This is a genomic window from Achromobacter sp. 1L-A-4-B-C2, assembly GCF_057291955.1.
Genome location: NZ_JBXAWP010000003.1, coordinates 34,679 through 59,153 on the forward strand (window position 1 = coordinate 34,679; position 24,475 = coordinate 59,153).

At 65.6% G+C, this 24,475-nt stretch carries 23 protein-coding genes; 5 read left to right on the forward strand and 18 right to left on the reverse strand.

Features of this window, described 5'->3' with window-relative positions; genetic code table 11:
- Nucleotides 1-42: 42 nt before the first annotated feature.
- Nucleotides 43-1,473 carry a DNA recombination protein RmuC gene (locus tag AC0Z35_RS13510; protein ID WP_223264790.1) on the reverse strand — a complete coding sequence of 477 codons (1,431 nt, stop codon included), beginning with the start codon at nt 1,471-1,473 and terminating at the stop codon, nt 43-45.
- A gap of 134 nt (nt 1,474-1,607) precedes the next feature.
- On the opposite strand from AC0Z35_RS13510, the gene AC0Z35_RS13515 reads away from it, so the two are divergent.
- Nucleotides 1,608-2,336 carry a PhoP regulatory network YrbL family protein gene (locus tag AC0Z35_RS13515; protein WP_223264789.1) on the forward strand — a complete coding sequence of 243 codons (729 nt, stop codon included), beginning with the start codon at nt 1,608-1,610 and terminating at the stop codon, nt 2,334-2,336.
- Here the strand turns inward: AC0Z35_RS13515 and AC0Z35_RS13520 are convergent.
- The 9 genes from AC0Z35_RS13520 to AC0Z35_RS13560 form a co-directional block, all read right to left on the reverse strand.
- Nucleotides 2,333-3,088 (reverse strand): DNA-3-methyladenine glycosylase, encoded by a 756-nt coding sequence (locus tag AC0Z35_RS13520; protein WP_485132485.1) that lies wholly within the window; start codon nt 3,086-3,088, stop codon nt 2,333-2,335. The two genes, AC0Z35_RS13515 and AC0Z35_RS13520, sit on opposite strands and share 4 nt — an antisense overlap.
- A 16-nt stretch (nt 3,089-3,104) precedes the next feature.
- Entirely contained in the window at nt 3,105-3,461 is a 357-nt protein-coding gene (locus AC0Z35_RS13525) for a Spx/MgsR family RNA polymerase-binding regulatory protein (protein WP_046805471.1), read from the reverse strand.
- Entirely contained in the window at nt 3,458-4,267 is an 810-nt protein-coding gene (locus AC0Z35_RS13530) for an ABC transporter permease subunit (RefSeq protein WP_046805472.1), read from the reverse strand. Before AC0Z35_RS13530 ends, AC0Z35_RS13525 begins: the two co-directional genes overlap by 4 nt.
- On the reverse strand, nt 4,264-5,184 hold the full coding sequence (locus tag AC0Z35_RS13535) for an ABC transporter permease subunit (protein ID WP_054428121.1): 921 nt from the start codon (nt 5,182-5,184) through the stop codon (nt 4,264-4,266). Before AC0Z35_RS13535 ends, AC0Z35_RS13530 begins: the two co-directional genes overlap by 4 nt.
- A complete protein-coding gene (locus AC0Z35_RS13540; RefSeq protein WP_046805474.1) occupies nt 5,181-6,308 on the reverse strand; it encodes an ABC transporter ATP-binding protein in 1,128 nt (375 codons plus the stop codon). Before AC0Z35_RS13540 ends, AC0Z35_RS13535 begins: the two co-directional genes overlap by 4 nt.
- Before the next feature lie 3 nt (nt 6,309-6,311).
- Nucleotides 6,312-7,415, reverse strand: coding sequence for a polyamine ABC transporter substrate-binding protein (locus AC0Z35_RS13545; protein ID WP_104143288.1), 1,104 nt, complete (start codon nt 7,413-7,415; stop codon nt 6,312-6,314).
- 139 nt (nt 7,416-7,554) lie between these two features.
- Entirely contained in the window at nt 7,555-8,286 is a 732-nt protein-coding gene (locus AC0Z35_RS13550) for a 3-deoxy-D-manno-octulosonic acid kinase (protein ID WP_314364428.1), read from the reverse strand.
- Nucleotides 8,276-8,698: a group II truncated hemoglobin gene (locus AC0Z35_RS13555; RefSeq protein ID WP_082134514.1), complete on the reverse strand. Its 423-nt coding sequence runs from the start codon at nt 8,696-8,698 to the stop codon at nt 8,276-8,278. The genes AC0Z35_RS13550 and AC0Z35_RS13555 overlap by 11 nt, the downstream gene beginning before the upstream one ends.
- On the reverse strand, nt 8,698-11,229 hold the full coding sequence (locus AC0Z35_RS13560) for an ABC transporter permease (protein ID WP_104143285.1): 2,532 nt from the start codon (nt 11,227-11,229) through the stop codon (nt 8,698-8,700). The genes AC0Z35_RS13555 and AC0Z35_RS13560 overlap by 1 nt, the downstream gene beginning before the upstream one ends.
- A 101-nt stretch (nt 11,230-11,330) precedes the next feature.
- Here AC0Z35_RS13560 and AC0Z35_RS13565 point away from each other — a divergent pair, with 101 nt between their 5' ends.
- The 3 genes from AC0Z35_RS13565 to AC0Z35_RS13575 all read left to right on the forward strand — a co-directional run bounded on the left by AC0Z35_RS13565 (nt 11,331) and on the right by AC0Z35_RS13575 (nt 14,222).
- The gene (locus AC0Z35_RS13565) at nt 11,331-12,305 is read left to right on the forward strand and encodes a TRAP transporter substrate-binding protein (protein WP_046805478.1); all 975 of its coding nucleotides are present in this window, start codon (nt 11,331-11,333) and stop codon (nt 12,303-12,305) included.
- Nucleotides 12,306-12,408: 103 nt separating this feature from the next.
- The gene (locus tag AC0Z35_RS13570; RefSeq protein WP_046805550.1) at nt 12,409-12,909 is read left to right on the forward strand and encodes a TRAP transporter small permease; all 501 of its coding nucleotides are present in this window, start codon (nt 12,409-12,411) and stop codon (nt 12,907-12,909) included.
- A 35-nt stretch (nt 12,910-12,944) separates the two neighbouring features.
- Nucleotides 12,945-14,222 carry a TRAP transporter large permease gene (locus AC0Z35_RS13575; protein WP_046805479.1) on the forward strand — a complete coding sequence of 426 codons (1,278 nt, stop codon included), beginning with the start codon at nt 12,945-12,947 and terminating at the stop codon, nt 14,220-14,222.
- A gap of 71 nt (nt 14,223-14,293) precedes the next feature.
- On the opposite strand, the gene AC0Z35_RS13580 is transcribed toward AC0Z35_RS13575, so the two are convergent.
- From AC0Z35_RS13580 to AC0Z35_RS13615, 8 genes are all read right to left on the reverse strand, one after another.
- Nucleotides 14,294-15,292: an ABC transporter ATP-binding protein gene (locus AC0Z35_RS13580; RefSeq protein ID WP_046805480.1), complete on the reverse strand. Its 999-nt coding sequence runs from the start codon at nt 15,290-15,292 to the stop codon at nt 14,294-14,296.
- A complete protein-coding gene (locus AC0Z35_RS13585; RefSeq protein WP_046805481.1) occupies nt 15,282-16,301 on the reverse strand; it encodes an ABC transporter ATP-binding protein in 1,020 nt (339 codons plus the stop codon). The genes AC0Z35_RS13580 and AC0Z35_RS13585 overlap by 11 nt, the downstream gene beginning before the upstream one ends.
- Complete coding sequence (locus tag AC0Z35_RS13590) at nt 16,298-17,794, reverse strand: amidohydrolase family protein (RefSeq protein ID WP_485132484.1); 1,497 nt, start codon at nt 17,792-17,794, stop codon at nt 16,298-16,300. Before AC0Z35_RS13590 ends, AC0Z35_RS13585 begins: the two co-directional genes overlap by 4 nt.
- Nucleotides 17,795-17,814: 20 nt before the next feature.
- Nucleotides 17,815-19,008, reverse strand: coding sequence for an amidohydrolase family protein (locus AC0Z35_RS13595; RefSeq protein WP_485132483.1), 1,194 nt, complete (start codon nt 19,006-19,008; stop codon nt 17,815-17,817).
- Between the two features lie 27 nt (nt 19,009-19,035).
- On the reverse strand, nt 19,036-19,989 hold the full coding sequence (locus AC0Z35_RS13600) for an ABC transporter permease (protein WP_052946039.1): 954 nt from the start codon (nt 19,987-19,989) through the stop codon (nt 19,036-19,038).
- Nucleotides 19,979-20,971, reverse strand: coding sequence for an ABC transporter permease (locus tag AC0Z35_RS13605; RefSeq protein ID WP_046805483.1), 993 nt, complete (start codon nt 20,969-20,971; stop codon nt 19,979-19,981). Before AC0Z35_RS13605 ends, AC0Z35_RS13600 begins: the two co-directional genes overlap by 11 nt.
- An 83-nt stretch (nt 20,972-21,054) precedes the next feature.
- On the reverse strand, nt 21,055-22,632 hold the full coding sequence (locus AC0Z35_RS13610; protein WP_120154550.1) for an ABC transporter substrate-binding protein: 1,578 nt from the start codon (nt 22,630-22,632) through the stop codon (nt 21,055-21,057).
- Nucleotides 22,633-22,727: 95 nt separating this feature from the next.
- Nucleotides 22,728-23,456, reverse strand: a complete 729-nt coding sequence (locus AC0Z35_RS13615) for an aspartate/glutamate racemase family protein (RefSeq protein ID WP_485132482.1) — start codon at nt 23,454-23,456, stop codon at nt 22,728-22,730.
- A 274-nt stretch (nt 23,457-23,730) separates the two neighbouring features.
- Here AC0Z35_RS13615 and AC0Z35_RS13620 point away from each other — a divergent pair, with 274 nt between their 5' ends.
- Entirely contained in the window at nt 23,731-24,450 is a 720-nt protein-coding gene (locus tag AC0Z35_RS13620) for a GntR family transcriptional regulator (protein ID WP_104143274.1), read from the forward strand.
- Nucleotides 24,451-24,475 lie beyond the last annotated feature (25 nt).

Genomic DNA, 24,475 nt, shown 5'->3' on the forward strand with positions numbered 1-24,475 from the left:
ACAAGCCGGCGCCGCAAGCGGGGCCGGCGCCATGTCGGCCGACTACGGCTGGCTGGCGCTGGAAGACGGCCGTTGGGCGGCATCGTCGGTGCCGTCGAAGTCAGCGCCGTCGCCGCCGTCCCCGTTGTCTACCCCATCCGCGCCATCCGCGCCATCCGCCAACAAGCGCAACGCATCCGCTTCAGGCAGCGCTTCAACGTTCCGCAGGTTTTTCAGCATGGCGCGGGTACGCACTTCCGTCTGGCCGATCTTGTTGCTGGCCGTGTCCAGCGTCTTCTTCACGCTGGCCAGCGCGTCGCCGAACTTGCCGAATTCGGTTTTGACGGCGCGCAGCACCTGCCACACCTCGGACGAGCGCTGCTCGATCGCCAACGTGCGAAAGCCCATCTGCAAGCTGTTCAGCAGCGCCGCCAGGTTGCTGGGACCGGCGACGTTGATGCGCAGGTCGTGCAGCTTGTCCAGCAAGCCGGGGCGGCGCAGCACCTCGGCGTACAGGCTTTCCGTGGGCAGGAACATGATGGCGAAGTCCGTCGTATGCGGCGGCGACACGTATTTACCGGCAATCAGCCGCGCTTGCAGTTCCACGGCGCGGCCCAACGCGGCGCCCGCGGCCTTCACGCCTTCCGCGTCGGCCGCGTCCTGCGCATCCATCAGGCGTTCGTATTCTTCCTTGGGAAATTTGGCGTCGATCGGCAACCAGACGGGCTCGCCGCCATCGCCACGACCCGGCAAGCGGATGGCGAATTCGACCACCGCGTCGCTGCCCGGCACCGGCTTGATGTTGCTGGCGTATTGGTCGGGCGTCATGTTGTCTTCGATCAGCCGGGCCAACTGCACTTCACCCCAGGTGCCGCGCGACTTCACGTTGGTCAGCACGCGTTTCAGATCGCCCACGCCGGCGGCCAGGGCCTGCATTTCGCCCAGCCCCTTATGCACGGCTTCCAGGCGGTCGGACACCAGCTTGAAGGATTCGCCCAAGCGCTGCTCCAGCGTGGCGTGCAGTTTTTCGTCCACGGTGCGGCGCATCTCGTCCAGCTTGGCGCTGTTGTCGGTTTGCAGGGATTGCAGGCGCTGGTCGACGGTGGCGCGCACCTCCATCAGGCGGCGTTCGTTGATCTGGATCAGCCCTTGCAACTGCTCGCCAAAGCCGGCCGCGAAACGGGCCAGCGACTCGGCCGATTCGGCGCGCGCGGCCTGCGCGTCGCGCGCCAGGCCGGCGCGCAGTTCGCCCTGCGACTGCCCCAGTTCCACTCGCAACGCCCGGGTCGACTCCGAAAATTCGCTGCGCAGGCCACGCTGGCCTTCCGCGATATCCGCGCGCAGCGCGCGTTCGGTTCTTTCCAGGCCTTCCAGCAGCGCATCCAGCCGCGCATGATCGGCCGACGGCCGCAGCCACGCCAACAAGGCCGCCACACAAGCCAGCACCGCGCCACCCGCGGCGACCCAAAGCAGAATGTCATTCAAAACAGGCATCTCCAAAGGCGCAAATTGTAGGCCGCATCATCGTCGCGTTGTAACCAAACGACAAGCGGTGCCGCATGCCGCCCAACGCCGCCGTCCCAACGGGATTAAACTTCCCGAACCCTGAACACAACGTTCGACCCAATTTGAATTCCGCCAACCCCTTCTCCGCTCAGTCCGGTTCAAGCTTCCAATCCGTATTCGGCCCCCTGGACCTGGATACGCAAAAGCCGCTGGTCACCGGCGGTGATCGCCACATTTTCCAGCACCCGAACTTTCCCGCCTTGCTGGTCAAGGTCATGGACATGCAGGCCCGAGCGGTCTACCTGGAAACGCGGCCGTTCAAGCGTTGGTACAAGCAGTACCAGCGGGAAAGCGCCTACCGCGTCTACCTGAACGAGATTGCCGAATACGTCACCACCACGACGCGCCCCTCGGGCGTCTGGCAGGTGCCGATGGCACGCATTCTGGGCGTGGCGCAGACCTCGCTGGGCCTGGGGCTGGTCGTCGAGAAAATCACGGACGCCGACGGCAACATGGCGCCCACCGTGGCGGACCTGGCCAGGCAAGGCCGCGTGGACGCCAAGTTCTTCGAACAGCTGGACGAATTCTTCGACGACCTGGCCGACGCGCACGTCGTGCTGCACGACATATCGGCCAGCAATATCGCCTGTGGCCTGAACGCCGATGGCAAACCGGGCATGTATCTGGTGGACGGCTTCGGCGTGTTGCCGCTGGTGCCGGTCTACGCGTGGAGCAAAAGCCTTAACCGCAAGCGCATCGCCCGCAAGTACGGAAGAATGCGCAAGTCGTTGCAGGCGCGCATCGAGGCGGCAAACAAAGCCCGGGCCGCCTCGGGCACCCCAAGCGCCTAGCGCACTTCGGGCATTCCGGGCGCTTCGGGCAGCACGACGCCCTGGCGATCCACCCACACATAATCATGGCCGGCGCGCTGGCCTCGCCGCAAGGGGTTGCGCGTGCAGAACGCGGCGTACGCCGGGTCCACAAAACGGTAATGCAGATGTTCGTCGCGCCCCGGCGGAATGCCCAGGCGCGTGGTGCAGATCAGCGCGTCGGGCGAATCGCCCACGTCTTGCACATACAACGCCTCGGGATCGAAGCGGCGCGCATCCCATTGCGGCACCTTCAGCCCCAACGACCGGCACAACAGCGTCTGCCCGGCGCACAGCCGCGATGGCGGGCGAGGCTGGCCTTGCGCATCGGGGTTCAACGCCTGCATCCGGGCCAGCGCGTCCGGGCCGGATAGTGCGTCCGTCCAGGGATACCCGGACTTGATCAGCACGGCGTTGCCCGGCCCCCCGGCGCTGAAATTGAGCGAATCGCCCCCCCGCGCGTAATACATATAGATGGCGCCGCCGTCCATGAAGAGTGCGCGGCGTTTGTGGGTGTAGCCCAGGGACGCGTGGCTGCCCTTTTCTTCCAGGTAGTAAGCCTCGGTTTCAATGATGCGCACCGAAAGCCACAGCCCGTCAACCCGATGGCGGATGACCTTGCCCAACAGCTCGCGCGCCAGCGTGCAGGCATCGCGGTCAAAGAACGCATCGGGCAGCGCCTGGCCGGCGCCGCGCGATACCGAGCTGGGGGAAGCCGACTTTGCAGCCGTCATCGCAACCCGCCTGGCGTCAGGCGAAGCGCTCGCCGTAACGCTTTTCGCTGAAGCCCACGGTGACTTCGCCGTCGGGTGTCACGGTGACGGGGCGGCGCACCAGCGCCGGGTATTCGGCGATCAGGTCGCTCCACTGCTTGTCGGTATGGGCCGACTTGCGGTCTTCCGGCAAGTTGCGCCACGTCATCGACGAACGGTTGACCAGCTTTTCCCAGCCGCCGACCTGGTCGGACCACGATTTCAGCGTGGCCGCATCCACGGGGTTGTCCCGGTAGTCCACAAAGGCATGGTCAACGCCATGTTCGGACAGCCAGTCGCGCGCCTTGACGCAGGTGCTGCACTTGGTCAGGCCATACAGGGTGGTTTGCTTCATTTGGATTCAGACTCCTTGCGCCATTGCAGGCGGTTGGCCAGGATCACGCACGTGCCCACGGCCAGGATGAACAAGGTGGCCAGCGCGTTGATCTCGGGCTTGAGCCCCAGCCGCACCCGCGAAAACACTTCCATCGGCAGCGTGCTGGAGCTGGGGCCGGACAGGAACGAGGCCAGCACAACGTCGTCCAGCGACAGCGTGAAAGACAGCAGCCAGGCCGACGCCAACGCCGGTGCGATCAAGGGCAGCGTGATCTTGAAAAACACGGTGATGGGGGTGGCGCCAAGATCCAGCGCGGCTTCTTCCAACGAACGGTCCAGGTCGCGAATACGGGTCTGGATGACCACGGCCACGAACGCCATGCACAGCGTCACATGTCCGACCCAGATGGTGAACACGCCGTTTTCCGACGGCCATCCCAGGCTGCCGCGCAGCTCCACGAACATCAGCAGCAGCGAAATGCCCAGCACGACTTCGGGTATGACAAGCGGCGCGCTCAACATGCCCACGTACAGCGCAAAGCCGCGAAACCGCCCCATGCGGCCCAGCACGTAGCCGGCCCACGTGCCGATGATGACGGCGGCGGTGGCCGTCATCGCGGCGATGCGAAACGACAGCCACGCCGCGCGCAGCAGCGCATCGTCATTGGCCAGCGCGTGATACCAGCGGAAAGAAAAGCCTGCCCACGACGTGACGGTGGGCGACTCGTTGAACGAGAACACCATCAGGCTGATGATGGGCACGTACAGGAAGAAATATCCCAGCCCCAGCACCACGGCGCGCAACGTTTTGTTGGGGCCCTTCATTTGCGGCCTCCGTTGGCCAGTTCCTGCTGCTTGACCTGGTTGTACTGGAAGACGACCAGCGGCACGAGCAAGAGCAACACCATCACGCAGGTCACCGCGGACGCCATCGGCCAATCGGCGTTGTTGAAGAATTCGTTCCACATAACGCGGCCCATCATCAGCGTATTGGCGCCACCCAGCATTTCAGGAATGACGTATTCGCCCACCGCCGGAATGAACACCAGCATGGCCCCGGCGATCACACCCTGGCGCGACAGCGGCACGGTGATCTGCCAGAACGCCTGCCACGGCTTGGCGCCCAGGTCGTAAGCGGCTTCGAGCAGGCGCAGGTCCATCTTCACCAGCGTGGCGTACAGCGGCAGGATGAAGAACGGCAGATAGGCGTAGACCATGCCGATATACACCGCCACGTCGGTGCGATAGATTTCCAGCGGGCTGGAAATGATGCCCAGGCTTTGCAGCAGGTTGTTCAACAGCCCGTCGTTGCGCAGGATGCCGACCCAGGCGTAAACGCGCAGCAGCAGCGACGTCCAGAACGGCAGGATCACGCCCAGCAGCAGCAGGTTGCGCACGCGCGGCGAAGAGCGCGCGATGTAATAGGCGATGGGGTAGCCGATCAGCACGCAGATCAGCGTGGTGATGCCGGCGATCTTCACCGAGCTGAGGTAGGTCTTGAAATACAGGCTGTCGGTGAACAACAGGATGTAGCCGCGCAGGTGCAGGCTGAACTGCACGGCTTCATCCTGGAATTCAGCCAGCGACGTATACGGCGGAATACCGAATTTGACTTCGGCAAAGCTGATCTTCAATACCAGCAGGAAGGGCAGCAGCAGGAACAGCACCAGCCAGGCGAACGGCGGCACCACCGCCAGCGCCCGGCCCGACGGCAACCAGTCGCGGGGCGAAAAACGAATCATGACGCCAGCACCGTCGCGCTGTCGGCGCCCCAGCTGACGAAGATTTCTTCGTCGATGCCCGGGGCGTCCATCTGGGCCAGCAGCAGGCTGGGCACGCTGGCCTCAACCGTCTTGCCGGAATCCAGCCGGATCTGATACAGCGCGTAGCTGCCCATCCAGGCCATGTGGCTGACCATGCCGTGGGCCCAGTTGTATTCGCCGTCGGGTTGGTCGCGCGAGACCAGCAGGCGCTCGGGCCGGATGGACACGTGCACTTCCATGCCCAGCGGTTCGCTGACGCCGTGGTTCACGAAGAGCGGCCGCGTCAGCTCGGCGCATTCGATGGCGACGTGGTCGGGTTCGTCCACCACGATGGTGCCGGTGAACATATTGGTCGACCCGATGAAGCTGGCCACGAAACGCGAATTCGGAAAGGCGTAGACATCCTGCGGCGTGCCGCACTGGACGATCTGGCCTTCGGTCATGACGGCCAGGCGGTGCGCCATGGTCATGGCTTCTTCCTGGTCGTGCGTGACCATGATGCAGGTCACGCCCACCTGCTCAAGGATCTTTACCAGTTCAATCTGCGTCTTCTGGCGAATCTGCTTGTCCAGCGCGGACATCGGTTCGTCCAGCAACAACAGCTTGGGGCGCTTGACCAGACTGCGCGCCAGCGCCACGCGCTGCTGCTGGCCGCCGGACAGCTGGTGCGGCTTGCGGCGCGAATAGCCGGCCATCTGGACCAGGTCCAGCGCTTCGAACACGCGGTCGTGGATTTCGGCGCGGTCCACGCCTTCCTGCTTCAGCCCGAACGCCACGTTGGCCTCGACCGTCATGTGCGGGAACAACGCGTACGACTGGAACATCATGTTCACGGGCCGGCGGTAAGGCGGCACGCTGGTGATGTCCTCGCCGTCCAGCAGGATCTGACCCGAGGTGGCGTCCTCGAAACCGGCCAGCATGCGCAGCAAGGTCGACTTGCCGCTGCCGGAGCTTCCCAGCAGCGCGAAGATCTCGTTGCGCTTGACGGACAGGTTGACGGAACGCACGGCGACCACATCGCCAAAAATCTTGACCACATCGGACACCCGGACGAATTCGTCCGGGTCCACCGTATGCGGCGCCGAGTAACGGCTATCGCTCATGACTTATCTTCCAGACTTCAGCTCGGACCACATCCGGTTTTGCAGGCGTTGAATGTTCAAGGGCAGCGCCTTGATCACATACAAGGTCTTGGAGACCTCAGCCGGCGGATAGATCATGGGGTTGTCGGCCACGTCTTTCACCACGTACTGCCGCGCCTCTTTATTGGCGTTGGGGTAGAACATCGTGTTGGTGATGGCGGCGTGCACCTTCGGCGTTTCGATGTAGTTGATGAACGCCAGGGCTTCTTCGGGATGCGGCGCATCCTTGGGGATGACCATCAGGTCGAACCACGCGGGCGCGCCGCCCTTGGGGATGAAGTAGTTCACTTCATACGACTTCTTAGCTTCTTGCGCGCGCTTGCGGGAAATCATCACGTCGCCCGAAAACCCGTAGACCATGCACAGGTCGCCCACGGCAAGTTCGTCGATATAGCCCGACGAACTGAACTGGCGGATGTACGGGCGGATCTGCTTGAGCACGTCCAGCGCGGCCTTGTAGTCGTCCGCGTTGGTGCTGTTGGGGTCTTTGCCCAGGTACTTGAGCACGGCGGGAAACACCTGCGCGGCTTCGTCCAGCATCGAGATGCCGCACTCTTTCAGCTTGGCGGCGTTCTCGGGCTTGAATATCATGTCCCAGTTGGCCAGGTCGACGTTGTCGCCCATGATCTGCTTGACCTTGGTGACGTTGTAGCCCAGGCCATTGGTGCCGTAGCCCCACGGAATGGCGTACTGGTTGCCGGGATCGACGGAGGCGACCAGCGCCATCACTTCGGGGTCCAGGTATTTCCAGTTGGGGATCTTGGACTTGTCCAGCTTCTGGAACAGCCCTGCCTCGATCTGGCGCGAGGCGTAATGGGTGGACGGTACAACGACGTCGTAACCGGACTTGCCGGCAAGCAGCTTGGCTTGCAGCGTGTCGTTGCTGTCGTAGACGTCATAGCGGACCTTGATGCCGGTTTCTTTTTCGAAACCCGGAATCGTGTCCGGCGCCGTGTACTCGGCCCAGTTGTAGACGTTGACGACCTTGTTCTGCGCGACCGCCGACGATGCCGATGCCGCGACCAACACCGCCCCAAGCGCCCAGCGCATTCCCGCCCTTAGTTCCATTACATGCCCCTTGCCGTATGCCGTGTATGTCAGGACTACCAAAAGGCGAAATGATAAAGCTTTTTAGCGATGACCTGCCCAACTTTACCGGCGAGTTCGCGCAATTAGCGGCCGACCGCGGGCGGGGCCAAGCCCCGGGTCAGGGCTGCACGCCCACGCCCCAGGCGGTCCAGTAGCTGTCGCGCAATTTCATCCAGTAGCGGTCGCCCTCTTCGCCGGCCACCTTGACGAGTGATCGGCGCAGGCGATCCAGGTTGCCCTGGCGCTGGCGCTCGGACAGGGCGCCCTGCGTGCCACGGTCGAAGTCGATCAGCCAGACCTGGTTGTCGGCGCCGATCAGGATGTTGAACGCATTGAGGTCCGCGTGCCAGACGCCCGCGCGATGCATGCGCACGATGGCCTGCCCGACGGCGCCCCACAGCGGCTCGGCCAGCGCATGGGCCAGGGGCCGCACGCCGGGGATGCGTTCCACGATGATGGCCGCGCGGTAGATGGGGCCCTGGCGCCAGTAGGCGGCGGCAAGCGGCGCGGGCACGGCCAGGCCCTGGGCGCGCATCGCGGCCAGCAGGCGGAATTCGCGGAAGCTGCGGGTGCGGTCTTCGCCGTTCCAGAGGTAGGCGTCGCGGCTGATGCGGGCGATCATGCCGCCGCGTCGGTAGCGCCGCAACACGCCCTGCCAGCCCTGCCCTTGCACGAACCAGGCTGCCTGGCGGCCGCCCGCGTCCACGGGCCGGGCGCGGTCGCCATAGTGGCCGGGGTTGAAGATGTCGGGGCCGGCGTTGCCCAGGCGCGCGTCGCTCAGCATGGCGCCGGCCAGCGGCGCGGGCCAGGCCTGGCGCACCGCGCCCGAGCGTGCGCCATCAGCCTTCACGATTGCGCATCCAGTCAGCCACGCCGTAGAACGATTCCAGCAGCCGCTCCACCAGCGCCGGGTCGATGCCCTGGTCTTCCATGGCGCGCCCGATGCACGTCACCCACTGGTCGCGTTCGACCTGGCCGATGGAAAACGGCAGGTGGCGCGCGCGCAAACGGGGGTGGCCGAAGCGTTCGATGTAATGGTCGGGGCCACCAAAGTAGCCGCAGAGGAACCAGAACAGCTTGTTGCGGGCCTCGTCCAGGCTGGGGCCGTGCGCGGCGCGCAGTTCTTTCAGGTCAGGCTCCATGTCCATCAGGTCATAGAAGCGGTCGACCAGCGCGCGCACACCGGGTTCGCCACCCAGAAGGTCAAAGATACTGCGGGAATTTTCCACGGGTTCGCTAATGGTATGGACTCGGGTTGTCATCAGGTTTCTCGAAGGGTGACCAGCGGCGGTGTGCGCAACACGCCGCGCAGGGCCAGGGCGCCGCCGGCCCAGGCGCCCAGCATGCCTGCCCCGATGCCGGCCAGCCACGGCCACAGGCTCAGGGTAATGGTGAAGTCAAACACCTGGGTCGACAGCGCCCAGGCAATGGCGGTGGCGCCGGCGGCCGCCAACAGCCCCGCCAAGCCGCCCACCGCCCACAGCTCGATACGCTGCGACCGGGCCAGTTGCGAGCGCGTGGCGCCCAGCGCGCGCAGCACCGCCGCTTCCCGCATGCGCTCGTCGCGCGTGGCCGTCAGCGCGGCCGACAGCACCAGCACGCCCGCGGCCAGCGTGAACAGGAACAGCAGTTGCACGGCCTTGCCCACTTCGTTCAGCACGGATTGCAGCTGTTGCAGGATGGCGCCCACGTCGAACACGGTCAGGTTGGGAAACTGACGCACCAGGGCGGGCAGCACGGCCGCTTTGTCGGGCGGCAGGTAAAAAGAGGTGATCCAGCTTTGGGGCATGTCGGCCAGCGCCGAGGGGGTCAGGATGGCGAAAAAGTTGACGCGCATCGTATCCCAATCCACCCGCCGGGTGCTGGTGACGGCGGCTTGGACCTGCTGGCCGGCCACGTCAAAGGTCATCTTGTCGCCCAGTTTCAGGCCCAGCGACTTGGCCAGGCCGGATTCCAGCGAGACCTCGGAAGCGCCCGGCTTCAGCCAGCGGCCTTGCTCGATCTTGTTGGACGACGGCATCTGGTCGCCGTACGACAGGTTGAATTCGCGGTCCACCAGGCGCTTGGCGCGCGGTTCTTCGTAGTCGTCGGGGCCGACCGGCTTGCCGTTGATGGCGATCAACCGCCCGCGCACCATCGGTGACAGCGTGATGCCGCCCAGCCCTTCGCGGGTCAGCGCGTCGGTGACGGGCTGACGCTGGTCGGGCTGCACGTTGATCAGGAAACGATTGGGCGCATCCGCCGGCATCGTGCGCTGCCAGCCCTGGATCAGGTCGGTGCGCGTCATGGTCAAGAGCAACAGCGCCATCAGGCCCACCGCCAGCGCGCACACCTGCGTGATCGTCGCGGCGCGACGGCGCACCACGCCCGCCAGCGCAAAGCGCAGCGCGGGCAGGCCCGAGGCCAATCCGCGCACACGCGCCAGGCCCAGGATGCACAGCCAGGCCACCAGCGCGAACACGGCAAAGGCGCCCAGGAAGCCCCCGGCCACCACGGTGCCCAGCTTTGCATCGCCCGCGAACCACCAGATCAGCAAGGCGAAGCCGACCGCGCCCACCGCGTAGCCGACCGCGCTGCGGGCGCTGAGCGTGTCCGCGTCGCGGCGCAGCACCCGGGCGGGCGGCACATGGCGCAGCTGCGCCAGCGCGGGCAAGGCAAAGCCCAGCAACAGCAACAGACCGGTCAGCACCCCTTGCAACGCGGGTATCGCGGACGGCGCGGGCAGGCGCGTGTCGATCAATGAGCCCAGCAGCATCACCAGCACCTGGTGCACGGCAAAGCCCAGCAGGCAACCCGCCGCCGACGCAAACAGGCCCACCAGCGCAAACTCCAGCGTCAGCATGCGCGAGACCTGCGATTGCACCGCCCCCAGGCAGCGCATGACGGCGATGCCGTCGCGGTGCCGCGTCATGTAGCGGCCGGCCGCCAGCGCGACCGCCACGGCCGAAATCAGCACCGCCAGCAAGGCGACCAGCGACAGGAAGCGCTGCGCGCGGTCCAGCGTGCGGCGCACTTCGGGCCGGCCCGATTCCAGCGTGGCCACTTTCTGGCCGCGCTTGATGTTCTGGTTCAGCCAGGTGGCATAACCGGCCACGGCGTCCGGCTGGCCGGCCACCAGCATGGCGTAGCCGATGCGGCTGCCGGGCGCGATCAGGCCCGTGGCGGGCAGGTCGCTGGCGCGCAGCAGCACGCGCGGGGCCACGTTGACGAACTGCATGCCACGGTCCGGCTCGTACGTGATGACGCGGTCCACGCGCAGATGGGCGTCGCCCACGTTCAGCGTGTCGCCCACTTTCAGGTTCAACAGGGCCAGCAACTGGGCATCGACCCACACCGCGCCCTGGGGCGGGATGTCGCGGGTGGGCGCGTCCGGCGCGAACGGGGCGTTGGCCACGCGCAACGCGCCGCGCAGCGGGTAGCCAGGTTCCACGGCCTTGAGCGCGGCCAGCTGGGCGCCGTCGCCCGCCCCCACCATGGACGGAAACTGCCAGGTGCTGGACAGCGTCAGGCCTCGTTCGCGCGCCTGGTCCAGAAACGCGGCAGGCACGGGCTCGTCGGCGTCCAGCACCAGGTCGGCGCCCAGCATCTGGCCCGCATCGCGTTCCAGCGCCCGCCCGACGCGGTCGGCCAGAAAGCCCACGCTGGTCACGGCGGCCACGGCCACCACCAAGGCCAGCACCAACAAGCGCAGTTCGCCCGCCCGGGCGTCGCGCATCATCATCCTGGCGCCCAGGCGCAGGGTGGACCAGAAACCGGGGCGCTTGGCCTGTGACATATCAGGGAAATCCATCATTCATCAATGTTAAAAACCGCTTATTGGCCGTCCGAATCCCGATATCATCCCGGGGCGGGCGGCAACGCCGCCCATAAAGATACCTAATACCGGAGAAGACAATGCGTAAATCCTGGCTTGCGGCCACGATTCTGGCCGCCTGCGCGGCCGCCACCTCCCTGCCCTCGGCAGCCCAGACCACCCTGAAGATGGCCTACGCCCTGTCGACCTCGTCGCACTACGGCGCGGGCGCCGACGCCATGGCCAAGTCCATCGAGGCCTCGTCGAACGGCAAATACAAAGTACAGCAATTCGCCAACAGCGCGCTGGGCGGCGAACGCGAAGTGATCGAAGGCTTGCAGATCGGCACGATCGACCTGGCCATCGTTTCGACAGGGGCCACCCTGAACTTTGTTCCCGAGACGGGGGTTTTCGATATCCCCTTCCTGCTGCGCGACCTGCAACACGCGCGCGCCGTGCTGGACAGCAAGATCGGCCAGGACATGCTGGCCAAGTTTCCCAGCCGCGGCATCATTGCCCTGGCCTGGGGCGAGCAGGGCTTTCGCCATCTGACCAACAACGTGCGCCCGGTCAAGACCCCGGCCGACGCCAAGGGCCTGAAGATCCGCACCACGGAAAACCCGATCCACATCACGGCTTTCCGCCAGATCGGCATCCTGCCCACGCCCATGGCCTGGCCCGAAGTGGCCACCGCCTTGCAGCAAGGCACCATCGACGGCCAGGAAAACCCGTTGTCGGTCATCACGTCGGCCAAGCTGTCGCAAATGCAGAAGTACCTGTCGCTGACCGGCCACGTGTACGGCCCGGCGCTGGTGCTGATGTCGGCCAACGTCTATGACGGCCTGTCGGCCGCCGACAAGGCCAACTTCGACAAGGCCGGCAAGGAATCCGCCATGGCCATGCGCGCCTACGTGGACAACATCGAGAAAACCGGCGTTGAACAGCTGAAGAAAGAAGGCATGCAAGTGTCCGAAGTGGACCGCGCCGCCTTTGCCGCCGCCGTCGAGCCCGCCTACCCCGAGTACTACAAGAAGTTCGACAAGAAGCTGATTGACGCGATCCGCGACACCAAGTAAGCGGCGCGCGCCCCGTGCGGGCGCGGCGCCATCAGGCGGCGGGATGCTGATCCCGCCGCCTGCCGTTTTCCACCCTGTGCGTATCACGCCATCGGGATTCATCATGCGTTTGCTCTGCGCTTTCGACCGCGGCCTGTTCAAGCTGGTCTCGGTTCTTGCCCAACTTCTGCTGGTAGCCGCCGCGGCTGCCGCCTTCTACCAGGTCATTGCCCGCTTCGTCCTGCATTCGCCCGCCGACTGGAGCGAGGTGCTGACCCGCGCCCTGCTGATCTGGACCGTGCTGCTGGGCGTGGCGCTGGCCTTCCGCCACGGCGCGATGATCAGCGTTGAACTGCTGCGCAACCTGCTGGGCGGCGCCAAGCGCCGCGTGCTGGAAACCGTGATCGGCCTGATCTGCGCAAGCTTCCTGGGCTTTCTGGCCTGGATCGGCGGCAACATGACCTACCGCGTGCGCTTCCAGACGGTGCCCAGCCTGGACATCTCGATTTCCTGGATCTACCTGGCGATCCCCGTGGGCGCCACGCTGGCCGCCATCGCCGTGCTGGCCCGCTGGTGCGCCGGCGAAGAAGACGACGTGCCCGTGCGCAACGACGCACAAGGCTAAGCCGCCCCCATCGAACCTACGCAGCAGATATCGCCATGTCCCAATTAATGATTGTCTCGATGCTGATCTTCTTCGGGCTGTCCGTACCGGTCGCCGTGTCGATCGGCCTGGCCAGCCTGGCGGGCGTCGGCAGCTCCGGCCTGCCCTGGGTGGTGGTTGCCCAGCAGCTGTACGCCGCGCTGGACAAGTACCCGCTGGTCGCCATTCCCTTCTTCATCCTGGCCGGCAACCTGATGGAAGCCGGCGGCATTTCCGAGCGCATGGTGGAATTTGCCAAGAGCGTGGTGGGCGGCATCCAGGGCGGCCTGGCCTGCACCTGCGTGCTGACCTGCATGATATTCGCGGCGGTGGCCGGCTCCAGCGTGGCGACCACGTTCGCCGTGGGCGCCATCCTGATCCCCGCCATGGTCCGGCACGGCTACCCGGCGCCGTTTGCCGCGTCGCTACAAGCCAGCGCGGCCGAATTAGGCGTGATCATTCCGCCGTCGATCCCGATGATTCTGTACGCCGTGTCCACCGACACATCCACCGGCGAACTGTTCATTGCCGGCGTGATGCCCGGCATCCTGATCGGCCTGGCGCTGATGTTCTACGTGTGGTTCTACGCCAAGCGCAACAACCTGGGCAAGCGCGACGGCGAAGGCCGCCTGCCGCTGTGGCCCGCGTTCAAGAGCGCCTGGCTGGCGCTGATGATGCCCGTCATCATCCTGGGCGGCATCTACGGCGGCGTGTTCACGCCGACCGAAGCGTCGGTGGTGGCCGTGATGTATGCGGTGGTGGTCGGCAAGTTCATTTACCGCCGCCTGAGCTTCAAGCAGCTGTCCGTTACGCTGCACAAATCCGTGGTGTCCACGGCCGTGATCATGTTCGTGATCGCCAACGCGGGCGTGTTCAGCTTCCTGCTCAATCGCGCCGGCATTCCGGATGCGCTGGGCACGTGGCTGTCGCAGATCTTCGAAACCAAGTTCTCGTTCCTGATGGGCGTGAATGCCGCGCTGTTCCTGATCGGGATGTTCATCGAAACGTCGGCGTCCATCGTCGTGCTGGCCCCGTTGCTGCTGCCCGTGGCGCTGAAGTTTGGCGTGGAACCGGTGCACTTCGGCATCATCATGGTGGTGAACCTGGCGCTGGGCATGATCACCCCGCCCTTCGGCGTGAACCTGTTCGCCGCCTGCGCGGTGGCCAAGCTGCCGCTGGAGCGGATAGTCAAACCGCTGATTCCGTTCGTGGGCGTGGTGATCGTCTGCTTGCTGGTGATTACGTATTGGCCGGGCCTGTCGCTGAGTCTGCGCGACCTGGTCTACGCGAAGTAAAAAAAGGCGGGGTTACCGCCATCACCGCCCATCACCGCCCATCACCGCAGCGTGCGTGATGGGCGGGTCCTTCAGGCCGCCACCGCGCGTTCCCAGCGCACCGCGTGGCAGCGCAATTGCCGGCCACCGGTTTGCCGGCCACCGGTTTGCGTGACCTGCGGCGCTTCGCTGCGGCATTCATCGCGCGCCTCCGGGCATCGCGGATGAAACGTACAGCCCGACGGCGGCCGGATCGGGTTGGGCACCTCGCCACCCATGGGTTCACGGTCGCGGCGGGGCTCGTCCAGGTCGGGAATCGTGTCCAGCAGCATCCGCGTGTAGGGATGCCGCGGCGATTCGAACAATTGATCGGCCGGCGCCTGCTCAACGATTCTGCCCAGGTACATCACCGCCACGCTGTCGGACACGTGCCGCACCACCGACAGGTTGTGGCTGATGAACACATACGTCAGGCCGAATTCCTTTTGCAGGTCGCCCATCAGGTTCAGGATTTGCGCCTGCACCGACACGTCCAGCGCCGAGGTCGGCTCATCGCACACCAGGAATTCCGCCTGGGTCGCCAGCGCCCGTGCAATCGAAATGCGCTGGCGCTGCCCGCCCGAGAACTCGTGCGGAAAGCGGCTGGCGTCGCTGGCGGACAGCCCCACCAGCTCCAGCAGTTCGTCCACGCGTCGGCGCGTGTCGGCGGGCGTGCGGCGCAGGCCCAGGGTGATGATGGGTTCGGCCACGATGTTGCCGACGCGCCAGCGCGGGTTCAGGCTGGCGTAGGGATCCTGAAAAATCATTTGCGGATACAGCACGCCGCCCGCCCGGTTGCGCCCGTATTGCAGCGTGCCGCGCGTGGGCGCGACCAAGCCGACCAGCAGCTTGGCCAACGTAGACTTGCCGCAGCCCGATTCCCCAACGATGCTCAGGGTCGTGCCGCGCGGCACCGCCAGCGACACGCCATCCACCGCCTTCAACGTCTGCATGGGCTGGCGCGACAGCGTGCGTTCCAGCCAGGGTGGCGACACGTCGAACCAGCAGGCCAGGTCGTCGGCCCGCAACAGCACATCATCGTTACGCGGCATGGGCCACTCCTTCCTGGTGCAGCCAGCAGGCGCTGACGGTAGCGCCCGAAGGCGAAGCGGCCAGGGGCGGCCGGGTGTGGGCACAGCGCGGCCCGGCAGACGCGCAACGCGGGTGAAACGCACAGCCATCGGGCATGGCGTGCAGGCGCGGCATGGCGCCGTCGATCTGGTTCAAGCGGGCGGCTCGATGGCGCAGGCCCGGAATGGCGTTCATCAAGCCTTGCGTATAGGGGTGCCCGGGCCGACGCAGCACGTCCAGCACCGGCCCGATCTCGACGATGCGGCCGGCATACATCACCGCCACGCGGTCGGCGGTTTCCGCGATCACGCCCATGTCGTGCGTAACCAGCAGCACAGCCGTGCCCTGCTCGCGGCACAGCCGGCGCAGCAGCGCCGTGATCTGCGCCTGCACCGACACGTCAAGCGCGGTGGTGGGTTCGTCCGCGATGATGAGCTTGGGGCGCGCGGCCAGGGCCAGCGCGATCACCACGCGCTGGCGCATGCCGCCCGAGAACTGGTGAGGATAGTGGTCGATGCGCTTGTCGGCCGCCGGAATGCCCACCGCCAGCAGCAGCTCCAGCGCGCGGGCGCGGGCGGCCGGGGCGGACACCTTGTCGTGATGGCGGATGGTTTCGATCAGTTGGTCACCCACCGTGAACAGCGGGTGCAGGCTGGTCAGCGGGTCTTGAAAAATCGCGCCGATTTCTTTGCCACGCAAACGCTGCCGCGCCTTGGCCGGCAGGTTGTCGATGCGCTTGCCCGCCAGCAGGATTTCTCCGGCGCCCAGGCGGCCGGGCGGCTCCAGCAGGCCGATCACCGCCATGCCGGTCAAGGACTTGCCCGCGCCGGACTCGCCCACCATGCCGAGGATTTCGCCGGGTTGAATGTCAAAGCTGATGTCGCGCGTGGCCACCAGCGTGCCGTGGCGCGTGGGAAATTCCACCGACAGGCCGCGCACCGACAAGGTCGGCACGCCGGCCGGCGCAGCGTTAAGGTCGATTGCCATCATGACGGGCTCCTGCTCCTTGCGGGACGCGGATAGCTGGAAGAAAAAATCTGCTGCACCGGGGGATGGCCCCAGGTGCGGTCGGGGTAGCGCGCAACCAGGCCGTCGAATTGCCGCTGCGCCTGCTCTTGCGCCAGGCGCGCGTCAAAGCCGGGAATGCGTCCGTCCACCATGACGAAACGCCCGTCGATGATCACTTGCGACACATCGCGGCCGCTGCCGCTGATCATCAGCGTCTGGATCGGGTCGATCATCTGGCCGTTGCGGTCATGCGAAAAATCGAAGACGACGATGTCCGCCTTGGCACCCACGGCCAGGCGGCCCAGGTCCGGCCGACCCAAGGCGTCCGCGCCGCCGACGGTGGCCGCGTCGTAGTAGTCTTCGGCGCGCACGGCTTCGGTGGACCCTTCGGCCACGCGGCACAGCATCATGCCCACCTGCATGTTCTGCACCATGTCCGGCGGCCACGTGTCGGTGCCCATGCCGATGTTGATGCCCAGCTTGCGATAACGCGCAAACGAGTCCAGCGTGGCGCCGTGCCGCGCCGACACCAGCGGACAGTGCACGATGCTGGCGCCCGCATCGCGGATGATGTCCAGGTCATTCCCGGGGCGCGGGATGTGGCGCGAACCGGATACATAGGTGCCATGCGGCAGCAAGGCGCGCGGCGACAGGAAGCCCAGGCTTTGCAACCATTCCGGCGGACTCATGCCGTGCTGTTCCAGCACCAGGTCGTATTCCAGGCGCGACTGGCAGCAATGCAGCCGGATGGGAATATCGCGTTCTTGCGCGGCTTGCGCCGATGCGCGCAGCAGGTCCGGCGTGCAGGTTTCGATACGGTCCGGCGCCAGCATGGCGCGCACCCGGCCGTTGTGACGTCCGTCGATCTCATCGCAGAACGCAACGGCGTCGGCCAGCCCCGCCATGCCGCGCGCCTCGTCGTAATGGCAGCGGATATTGCCGTCGGCATCCACATAGGTGTGGCCGCTGCGGTAGGCCGGCCCCAGGTACACGCGCAGGCCGAGTTCGCCCGCCGCGTTGGCGGCCGACAGGAATTCGTCGCGGGTTTCGCCCCACACGCGGTAGAACAGCGACGCAATCGGCAAGGCGGTGGTGATGCCGTTGCGGATCAGTTGCGCAAACGCGTAGCGTTTCTGAAAGGCCAGTTCGGCGGGCGTGTACATCTCGTACGGCCCCTTCTGCATGTACGTCTCGGGCCAGATGCGGCCCTTGCGCCAGGCGGGTGAATTGTCGAAACCCAGGATGGTCGTGTCCAGGTCCGACAAGGCATCCAGGTCCACGAAGCCGGGGCCGATCACCGCGCGGCCGTAGTCATGGCGGCGCGCAACGCTGCCCGGATAGCGATGGCCCACGTACACGATGCGGTCGCCGTCGAACACGACTTCGCCGTTCTCGTAGAGGCAATGGCGGCCGTTTTCATGGCCGACCACCCAGCGCGCGGTCAAGAGGATGGGGCCTTCCCTGTTGGGCATCATCGCGGACATCATCGCGGACATCACGGCGCGCTCGCCAAGGCACGCCCGTCGCGCGCCACCACGTGGCCGCGCTTGACGACCAGCTTGCGTACGGGCCGGGCCACGATGGCCTCGGCCACGGTCTCGGCATCGACCAGCACGAAATCGGCATGGCAGCCCGGCGCCAGGCCATAGTCCTGCAACTGCATCACGCGCGCATTGCCATAGGTGGCTACGTCCAGCGCCATCGCCAGTTCGTCGTCGCGCCGGAAGTTGTTGCGCAGGCCCACCAGCATGGTGCGCTCCAGCATGTCGGGCTTGCCGTACGGGCCCCAGGTATCGCGCATGCCGTCGTTGCCGGTACAGACGGTGACGCCGGCCTGGCGCAGCCGCGCCACATTGGGCACCGGCCGCGACGCGGACCCGGTGGTCATGATGTGAATGCCGGCGGCCAGCAGCCCGTCCGTCAGCGCTTGCACCGCCTGCGTGTCCGGCATGCCCAGGCAGAACGAATGCGACAAGGTGACCTTGCCCTGCATGCCCAGCGCCAACACGCGGTCGATCGTCATCTGCATCGAAAACGCGCCCAGCTCGCCGGCCTCGTGCAGGTGGATGTCGATTGGCTTGCCGTGCTTGTCGGCCAGCCCGAAGATGGCATCCAGATGCCCCTTGGGATCGCGGTCCATGCCCGCCGGGTCCAGCCCGCCCACCACCTCCGCGCCCATGCGCAGCGCCTCGTCCATCAGCGCCAGCGTGCCGGGACGGATCAGCAGTCCGCTTTGCGGAAAGGCCACCAGTTCCACGTCGATCTGGTCGCGGTACTGCTCGCGCGCGCGCATCACGCCTTCGATCGCGCCCAGGCCGATGTCGGTGTCCACGTCCACATGGCTGCGGATGTGGCTGGTGCCGTCGGCAATCGACATTACGATCTGCCGCGCCGATTGCCGATACGGGTCGATACCCAGGCGCTTCTTTTCAGCGCGCTCGTTCTCGATCTTGTCGATCAGGCGCGGGCCGACCTCGTTGCGATACCAGGGCATGCCGTACATCGTCTTGTCCAGATGCGCGTGGGCGTCGATCAGCCCCGGCAGCATCAGCGCACCGCCCCCGTCCACCACCGGCACGCCTGAGGGCGCCTCGCCCCCCAACGCGTGGAAGCGGCCGTCCTTGACCAGCACCGTGGTGATCTCGCCACCCGCCGGGCGGACGTGGGTGTACAGCGTTGCGTTTTCCATGCTTGACCTCTATTGAAGATTGCGCCGTCAGCGCAGACGGGGATTGAGCGCGTCGCGCAGCCAATCGCCCAGCAGGTTCACCACCAGCACGATCAGGCTCAGATACAGCGCGGGGAACACCACCACCCACCACTGCCCCGAAAACAGGAACTGGTTGCCCAGCCGGATCAGCGTGCCCAGCGACGGTTCGGTAGGCGGCATGCCCACGCCCAGGAAGCTGAGCGTGGCCTCGATCAGCACGGCCAGCCCCAGGTTCAGCGTGGCCGTCACCATGACGGGGGTCAGCGTGTTGGGCAGGATGTGCGTCAGCATGATGCGCAGCGAACTGACCCGGATCAGCCGCGCCGCCTGCACATATTCCTTGCCACGCTCGACCAGCGCCGACGCCCGCACCGTGCGCGCGTACTGCACCCAGTTGGTCATGGAGATGGCCAGGATGAGGATCACGGCGGACAAGGTTTCGCGCAGGCCCGGCGGCAGCAGTTGCCGGAACACCGCGGTCACCAGAATGGCGACCAGAATGGTGGGGATACTGAGCAGCGTGTCGCCCACGCGCATCAAGGCGTTGTCGACCCAACCGCCGAAATAGCCCGCCGCCAGGCCCACCAGCAAGCCGATGGCCAGCGACAGCACCACCGTGGCCAGCCCGATCGCCAGCGACATGCGCGAGCCATACAGAATGGCCGACCACACATCGCGGCCCTGCGTGTCGGTGCCCAACAGGAACTGCGGGTCGGCGCCTTCCACCCAGAACGGCGGCAGCTCGGCGTTCAACAGATCCAGCTGCGCCAGGTCATAAGGATTTTGCGGCGCGATCCACGGCGCGAACACCGCCAGCAACACCACCACCAACAGCACGATGCCCGCGCCCATTGCCACATAATCGTGCCGCAGGCTCCACCACAAATCGCTTTGCAAGAAGCGTGACAGCCGGCTGCGCGCACCGCCCGAATACGGCGTAGAGAAAGGTTTAGTGGCCACTGGCGCCTCCTTTGACGTGCTGGCTGCGCAGGCGCGGATCGACCACGCCGTACATCATGTCCACCAACGTGTTCAGCGCCACGAAGATGAAGGACACGATCACCAGATAGGCGGCCATGACGGGAATGTCCACGAACATGACCGATTGGATGAACAGCAAGCCCATGCCCGGCCACTGGAACACGGTTTCGGTAATCAACGCGAAGGCGATCAGGTTGCCGATCTGCATGCCCGTCACGGTAATGACCGGCATCAGGCAATTGCGCAGCGCCAGCCGAAAATGCACGATGCGATCCGGCAGCCCGCGAGCGCGCGCGAACTTGATGAATTCCGTGCGCAGCGTCTCCAGCATTTCGGCCCGCACCAGCCGCATGATCAGCGTGATCTGGAACAGCGCCAGGGTGATCGACGGCAGCACCAGCGCGGCGCGGCCGGACGGCGTCAACAAGCCCGTTGACCACCCGCCGATCTTCACCGTGTCGCCCCGCCCGAAGCCCGGCAGCCAGCCCAGCTGCACCGAAAAAATCAGGATCAGCATGATGCCGACGACGAAGCTGGGCAACGAGATACCCAGGATGGACACGAACTGCAAGGCCTGCGCCATGCGTGACTTGCGATAGATGGCCGTCAGCACGCCCAGCGGCACGCCGATCGCAAGCGACAGCAGCGTGGCCATCATCACCAGTTCGAACGTGGCCGGGAAACGTTCGGCCACCAGCGCGAACACGTCTTGCTGGTTGCGGTAAGAAATGCCGAATTCGCCCTGCGCGGCGTTGGTGACGAAGTGCACGAACTGCATGCCCACCGACGCGTTCAAGCCCAGGCGTTCGCGCAGCTCGTCGCGCTGGGTTTGCGAAGCCTGCTCGTTAAGCATCATGTCGACGGGATCGCCGACAAAACGAAATATCACGAAGGCCAGCAACGCCACCGCCAGCATCACGCCGACTGCGTTAAAGACCCGTCTAACAATGAATGCCAGCATGTGCGGCCTCCTTCAGACCCGATGTCGGACTGTTGCAACCGCCGCCCCCGACCGGGGCGCGGCGGTTGCATGAACCGCGCGTGCTACTGCATGCGCACCGTCCACAGCCGCGCCTTGTTGTCCGGCATTTGCAGCACGTCGCCCACCTTGTCGCCCACGGCCCAGGCCATGGGCTGCTGGTGCAGCGGCAGGAAGCGCACGTCGTCATGCAGCGTCTGCAACACTTCGGCCATCATCTTGATGCGCTTGTCGCGGTCCATCTCGGCGGCGGCCGCGTCGATCTTCGCGTCCAGCGCCGGGTCGCCCCACTGCCCCCAGTTGAAGACGCCCGCCGGGCCGGTGCGGCTATGCATCACTTGCAGCAGGATCGACAGCGCATCGATCTGCGGCTCGTTGGCCCAGCCGTGGATGGTGATGTCAAACTCGCCACGCGAGCGCTTGGGGTTCTGCAACGACCGCGGCCCGCTGGCCAGCGACGCCTTGACGCCAATACGCGCCCACATCGACGCGGCGGCCTGACACAGTTCTTCTTCGTTCACGAACATGTCGTTCGAACACAGGAGCGACAAGGTGAAGCCGTCGGGGTAGCCGGCATCGGCCAACAACTTCTTGGCCTTGGCCGCATCGAACGGCAGGCGCTCTTCCTGCTTGATGTCGTAGCCGGGAATGGACGGGGCCACCAGCGCGCCGGTGGTGCGCGACAGGCCGCGCATGACGCGCTTTTGCAGCAGATCGGGCGACAGCGCCATGTACAGCGCCTGGCGCACGCGCAGGTCTTTCAGCGGGTTCTTGTCGGTGATGTTCGAGCCGACCAGCTTGTCGCCCAGGTTCATGCCGAAGTACAGCGTGCGCAATTCCGTCGCCGCCAGCACCTTCACGTTGGACGCGGCGCGCAGGCGGTCCAGGTCTTGCAGCGGCGCGTTTTCGGTGAAGTTGATGTCGCCGGAAAGCAGCGCGGCCACGCGCGTGGGCGCCGACGCGATGGGCGTGAATTCGATGCGGTCCAGATTGTGGCGGGGCTTGTCCCACCAGTCTTTGTTCACGACCAGCACGGTGCGGGTATCGGGCCGGTATGACTCCACCTTGAAGGGGCCGGTGCCGTTGGCGTTGTGCGTGGCATAGCCTTCGATCTTCTTGGCGGCGTCGGTCGGACGCGTGCTGTTGTTATCGACCAGCCATTGGCGGTTGAAGATGAAGATATTGGTCAGGTCGTTGAGCATCAACGGGTACGGATGCGTCATTTCGATGTCGACGGTCAGGTCGTCTACACGGCGCACGGCCTTGAACGCCGGCAGGTTGCCCTTTAGCGGCGAGGCCTCGTCCGACACGCGCGTCATCGACGCCACGACGTCGTCCGCCGAAAAGGGCGCGCCGTTGTGAAACTTGACTCCCGGGCGCAGCTTGAAGCGCAGCACCGTGGGCGACACCGATTCCCAGGATTCGGCCAGCGCGGGCGTGATGTTGAACTTGTCGTCGTAGCGGATCAACGCTTCGTACACGTGGTTCAGGAAAGCCAGGTTGAAGGTGCTGCCGTAGGAATACGGGTCCAGCGAATCCAGGTCGCGCGCGGCGCCCCACTTAAGCGTGTTGGCGGCCGAAGCCCCCGTGATGGCCGACAGCGCGATCACCGCGCCGGCGGTCCATTTAAGCAACGTCTTCATGGCTGCAACTCTCCCTTGTCTATCGGGCTGATACCCGGTTTGATGTCGCCGGGTCGGGCCCGGCGCGGTAGGCATGGCGATCGGACCCGGCGGGGTCAGTTCAATGCGCACAAGCGCTGCGCGCGGTCCAGTGAGGCCAGGGCCAGCATTTGGGCCAGCGCGGCGCGATAGGAATCGATGATCGGAACGAGGGGCCGGCGCGGCAGCACAGGCAGGTAACCGGCCAGGGCGGCCCCAGCCACGATGACCACGTCGGCGCCCTGCGCCACCGCGGCGTCCAGCGCCAGGCTGACTTGCGCGGCGGATTCGGGCGAGCGCGACACGTAATCCAGCGCGTTGCCGGGCAAGGCGATGATGGCGGCGCAGCGGGCTTCCAGACCTAGTTGGCGGATCTGTTCGCGCAACATGCCGGGCCAGCGCTGCCCAACGGTAACGATGGCGTAGCGGTCGCCGCGCTGCATGGCGGCCATGATCGACGCTTCGGCCATGCCCACCACGGGCACATTCAGGCATTCGCGCACGGCGCCGATGCCGGGTTCGCCGAAACAGGCCAACAGGCAGGCATCGAACGGCGTTTCGGCCCGGGCCACTTCCTGCTCCACGGTTTGCAGCACGGCATGCGCGGCCACGGCGGCCTCGACGCGGCTGGCGATATAGGCGGGTCCGAATACGGCGGTGACGGCGTGTATGTGGGCCGCGCCATCGAAAAACGTGCGCGCCTGGGCGGCCAGGCTGCGGGTCAAGTCGGCCGTGGTGTTGCCGTTGACCACCAGCAGGCGGTATGGCGTGAAGGCGGGCCGGTCGACGGTGACGGCGTGGGGCATTGCTGGCATTGCGGGCAGTGCTGGCATCAAGCAACCTCGGCGGTTTGTATACAAACAATCTGAACGGACTCGTTCAGCGAATTCCGTTTCGTATAAATGTTTGTATACGATTTATGCCGACAATGTACGCGCTTGCGCTCTGGCTTCAAGCTATCGCTAACCCTTAGCGGGCGTTGTAGTATGCTTGCCCACACCCGCAGTGCGCAGCGGCGGCCGGTGCCGCGGCCTATCCCATTACAATGAAAACGCGCACGTCCAGGAGCCAAAGAAGACGATGAAACCTCTCGCGCCGCCGGCCAACGAGCCCGCCAAGAAAGACGTAAACCGCAGCGAAATCGTATACATAAATTTACGCCGCGCCATTATCGAACAGGCCTTGCTGCCGGGCGACAAGCTGCCCGAAGACATCATTGGCGAGCGTTTCGGGGTCAGCCGCACGATTGTGCGCGGCGTGTTGACGCGGCTGTTCAGCGAAGGGCTGGTGGATTTGCGCCCCAATCGCGGCGCGGCGGTGGCGCGGCCCAGCCTGGAAGAAGCGCACGATATCTTCGAGGCCCGGCGCTGCCTGGAACGCGATGTCGCCCGCCGGCTGCTGCAACACATCACCGAAGCCGGGCTGACGCGCCTGGCGCGTCACGTCGAAGAAGAGGAAGCGGCCCGCAAGCGCAACAGCACGAATGAATCCATCCGACTGTCGGGCGAATTCCACATCCTGATGGCCGAGCTATCCGGCAACGCGGTCTATGCCCGCTACGTGAACGAAATCGTGTCGCGCTGCTCGCTGATCCTGGCGCTTTACGGACGGCCGCATTCCAGCGAATGCGCGGTCAGCGAACACATGGACATTGTGGAAGGCCTGCGCGCGCGCGACGAAAAGCACGTGCTGCATCTGCTGGAACATCATCTGGAATCCGTGACGGCGCGCGCGCTGCTCAGCACCGACGGGTCGGGCGTGCGCGACATCCGCAAGATTCTTGACCGCTACGGAACCTGAGCCGCGCGGCCGACCTCGCCGCGCG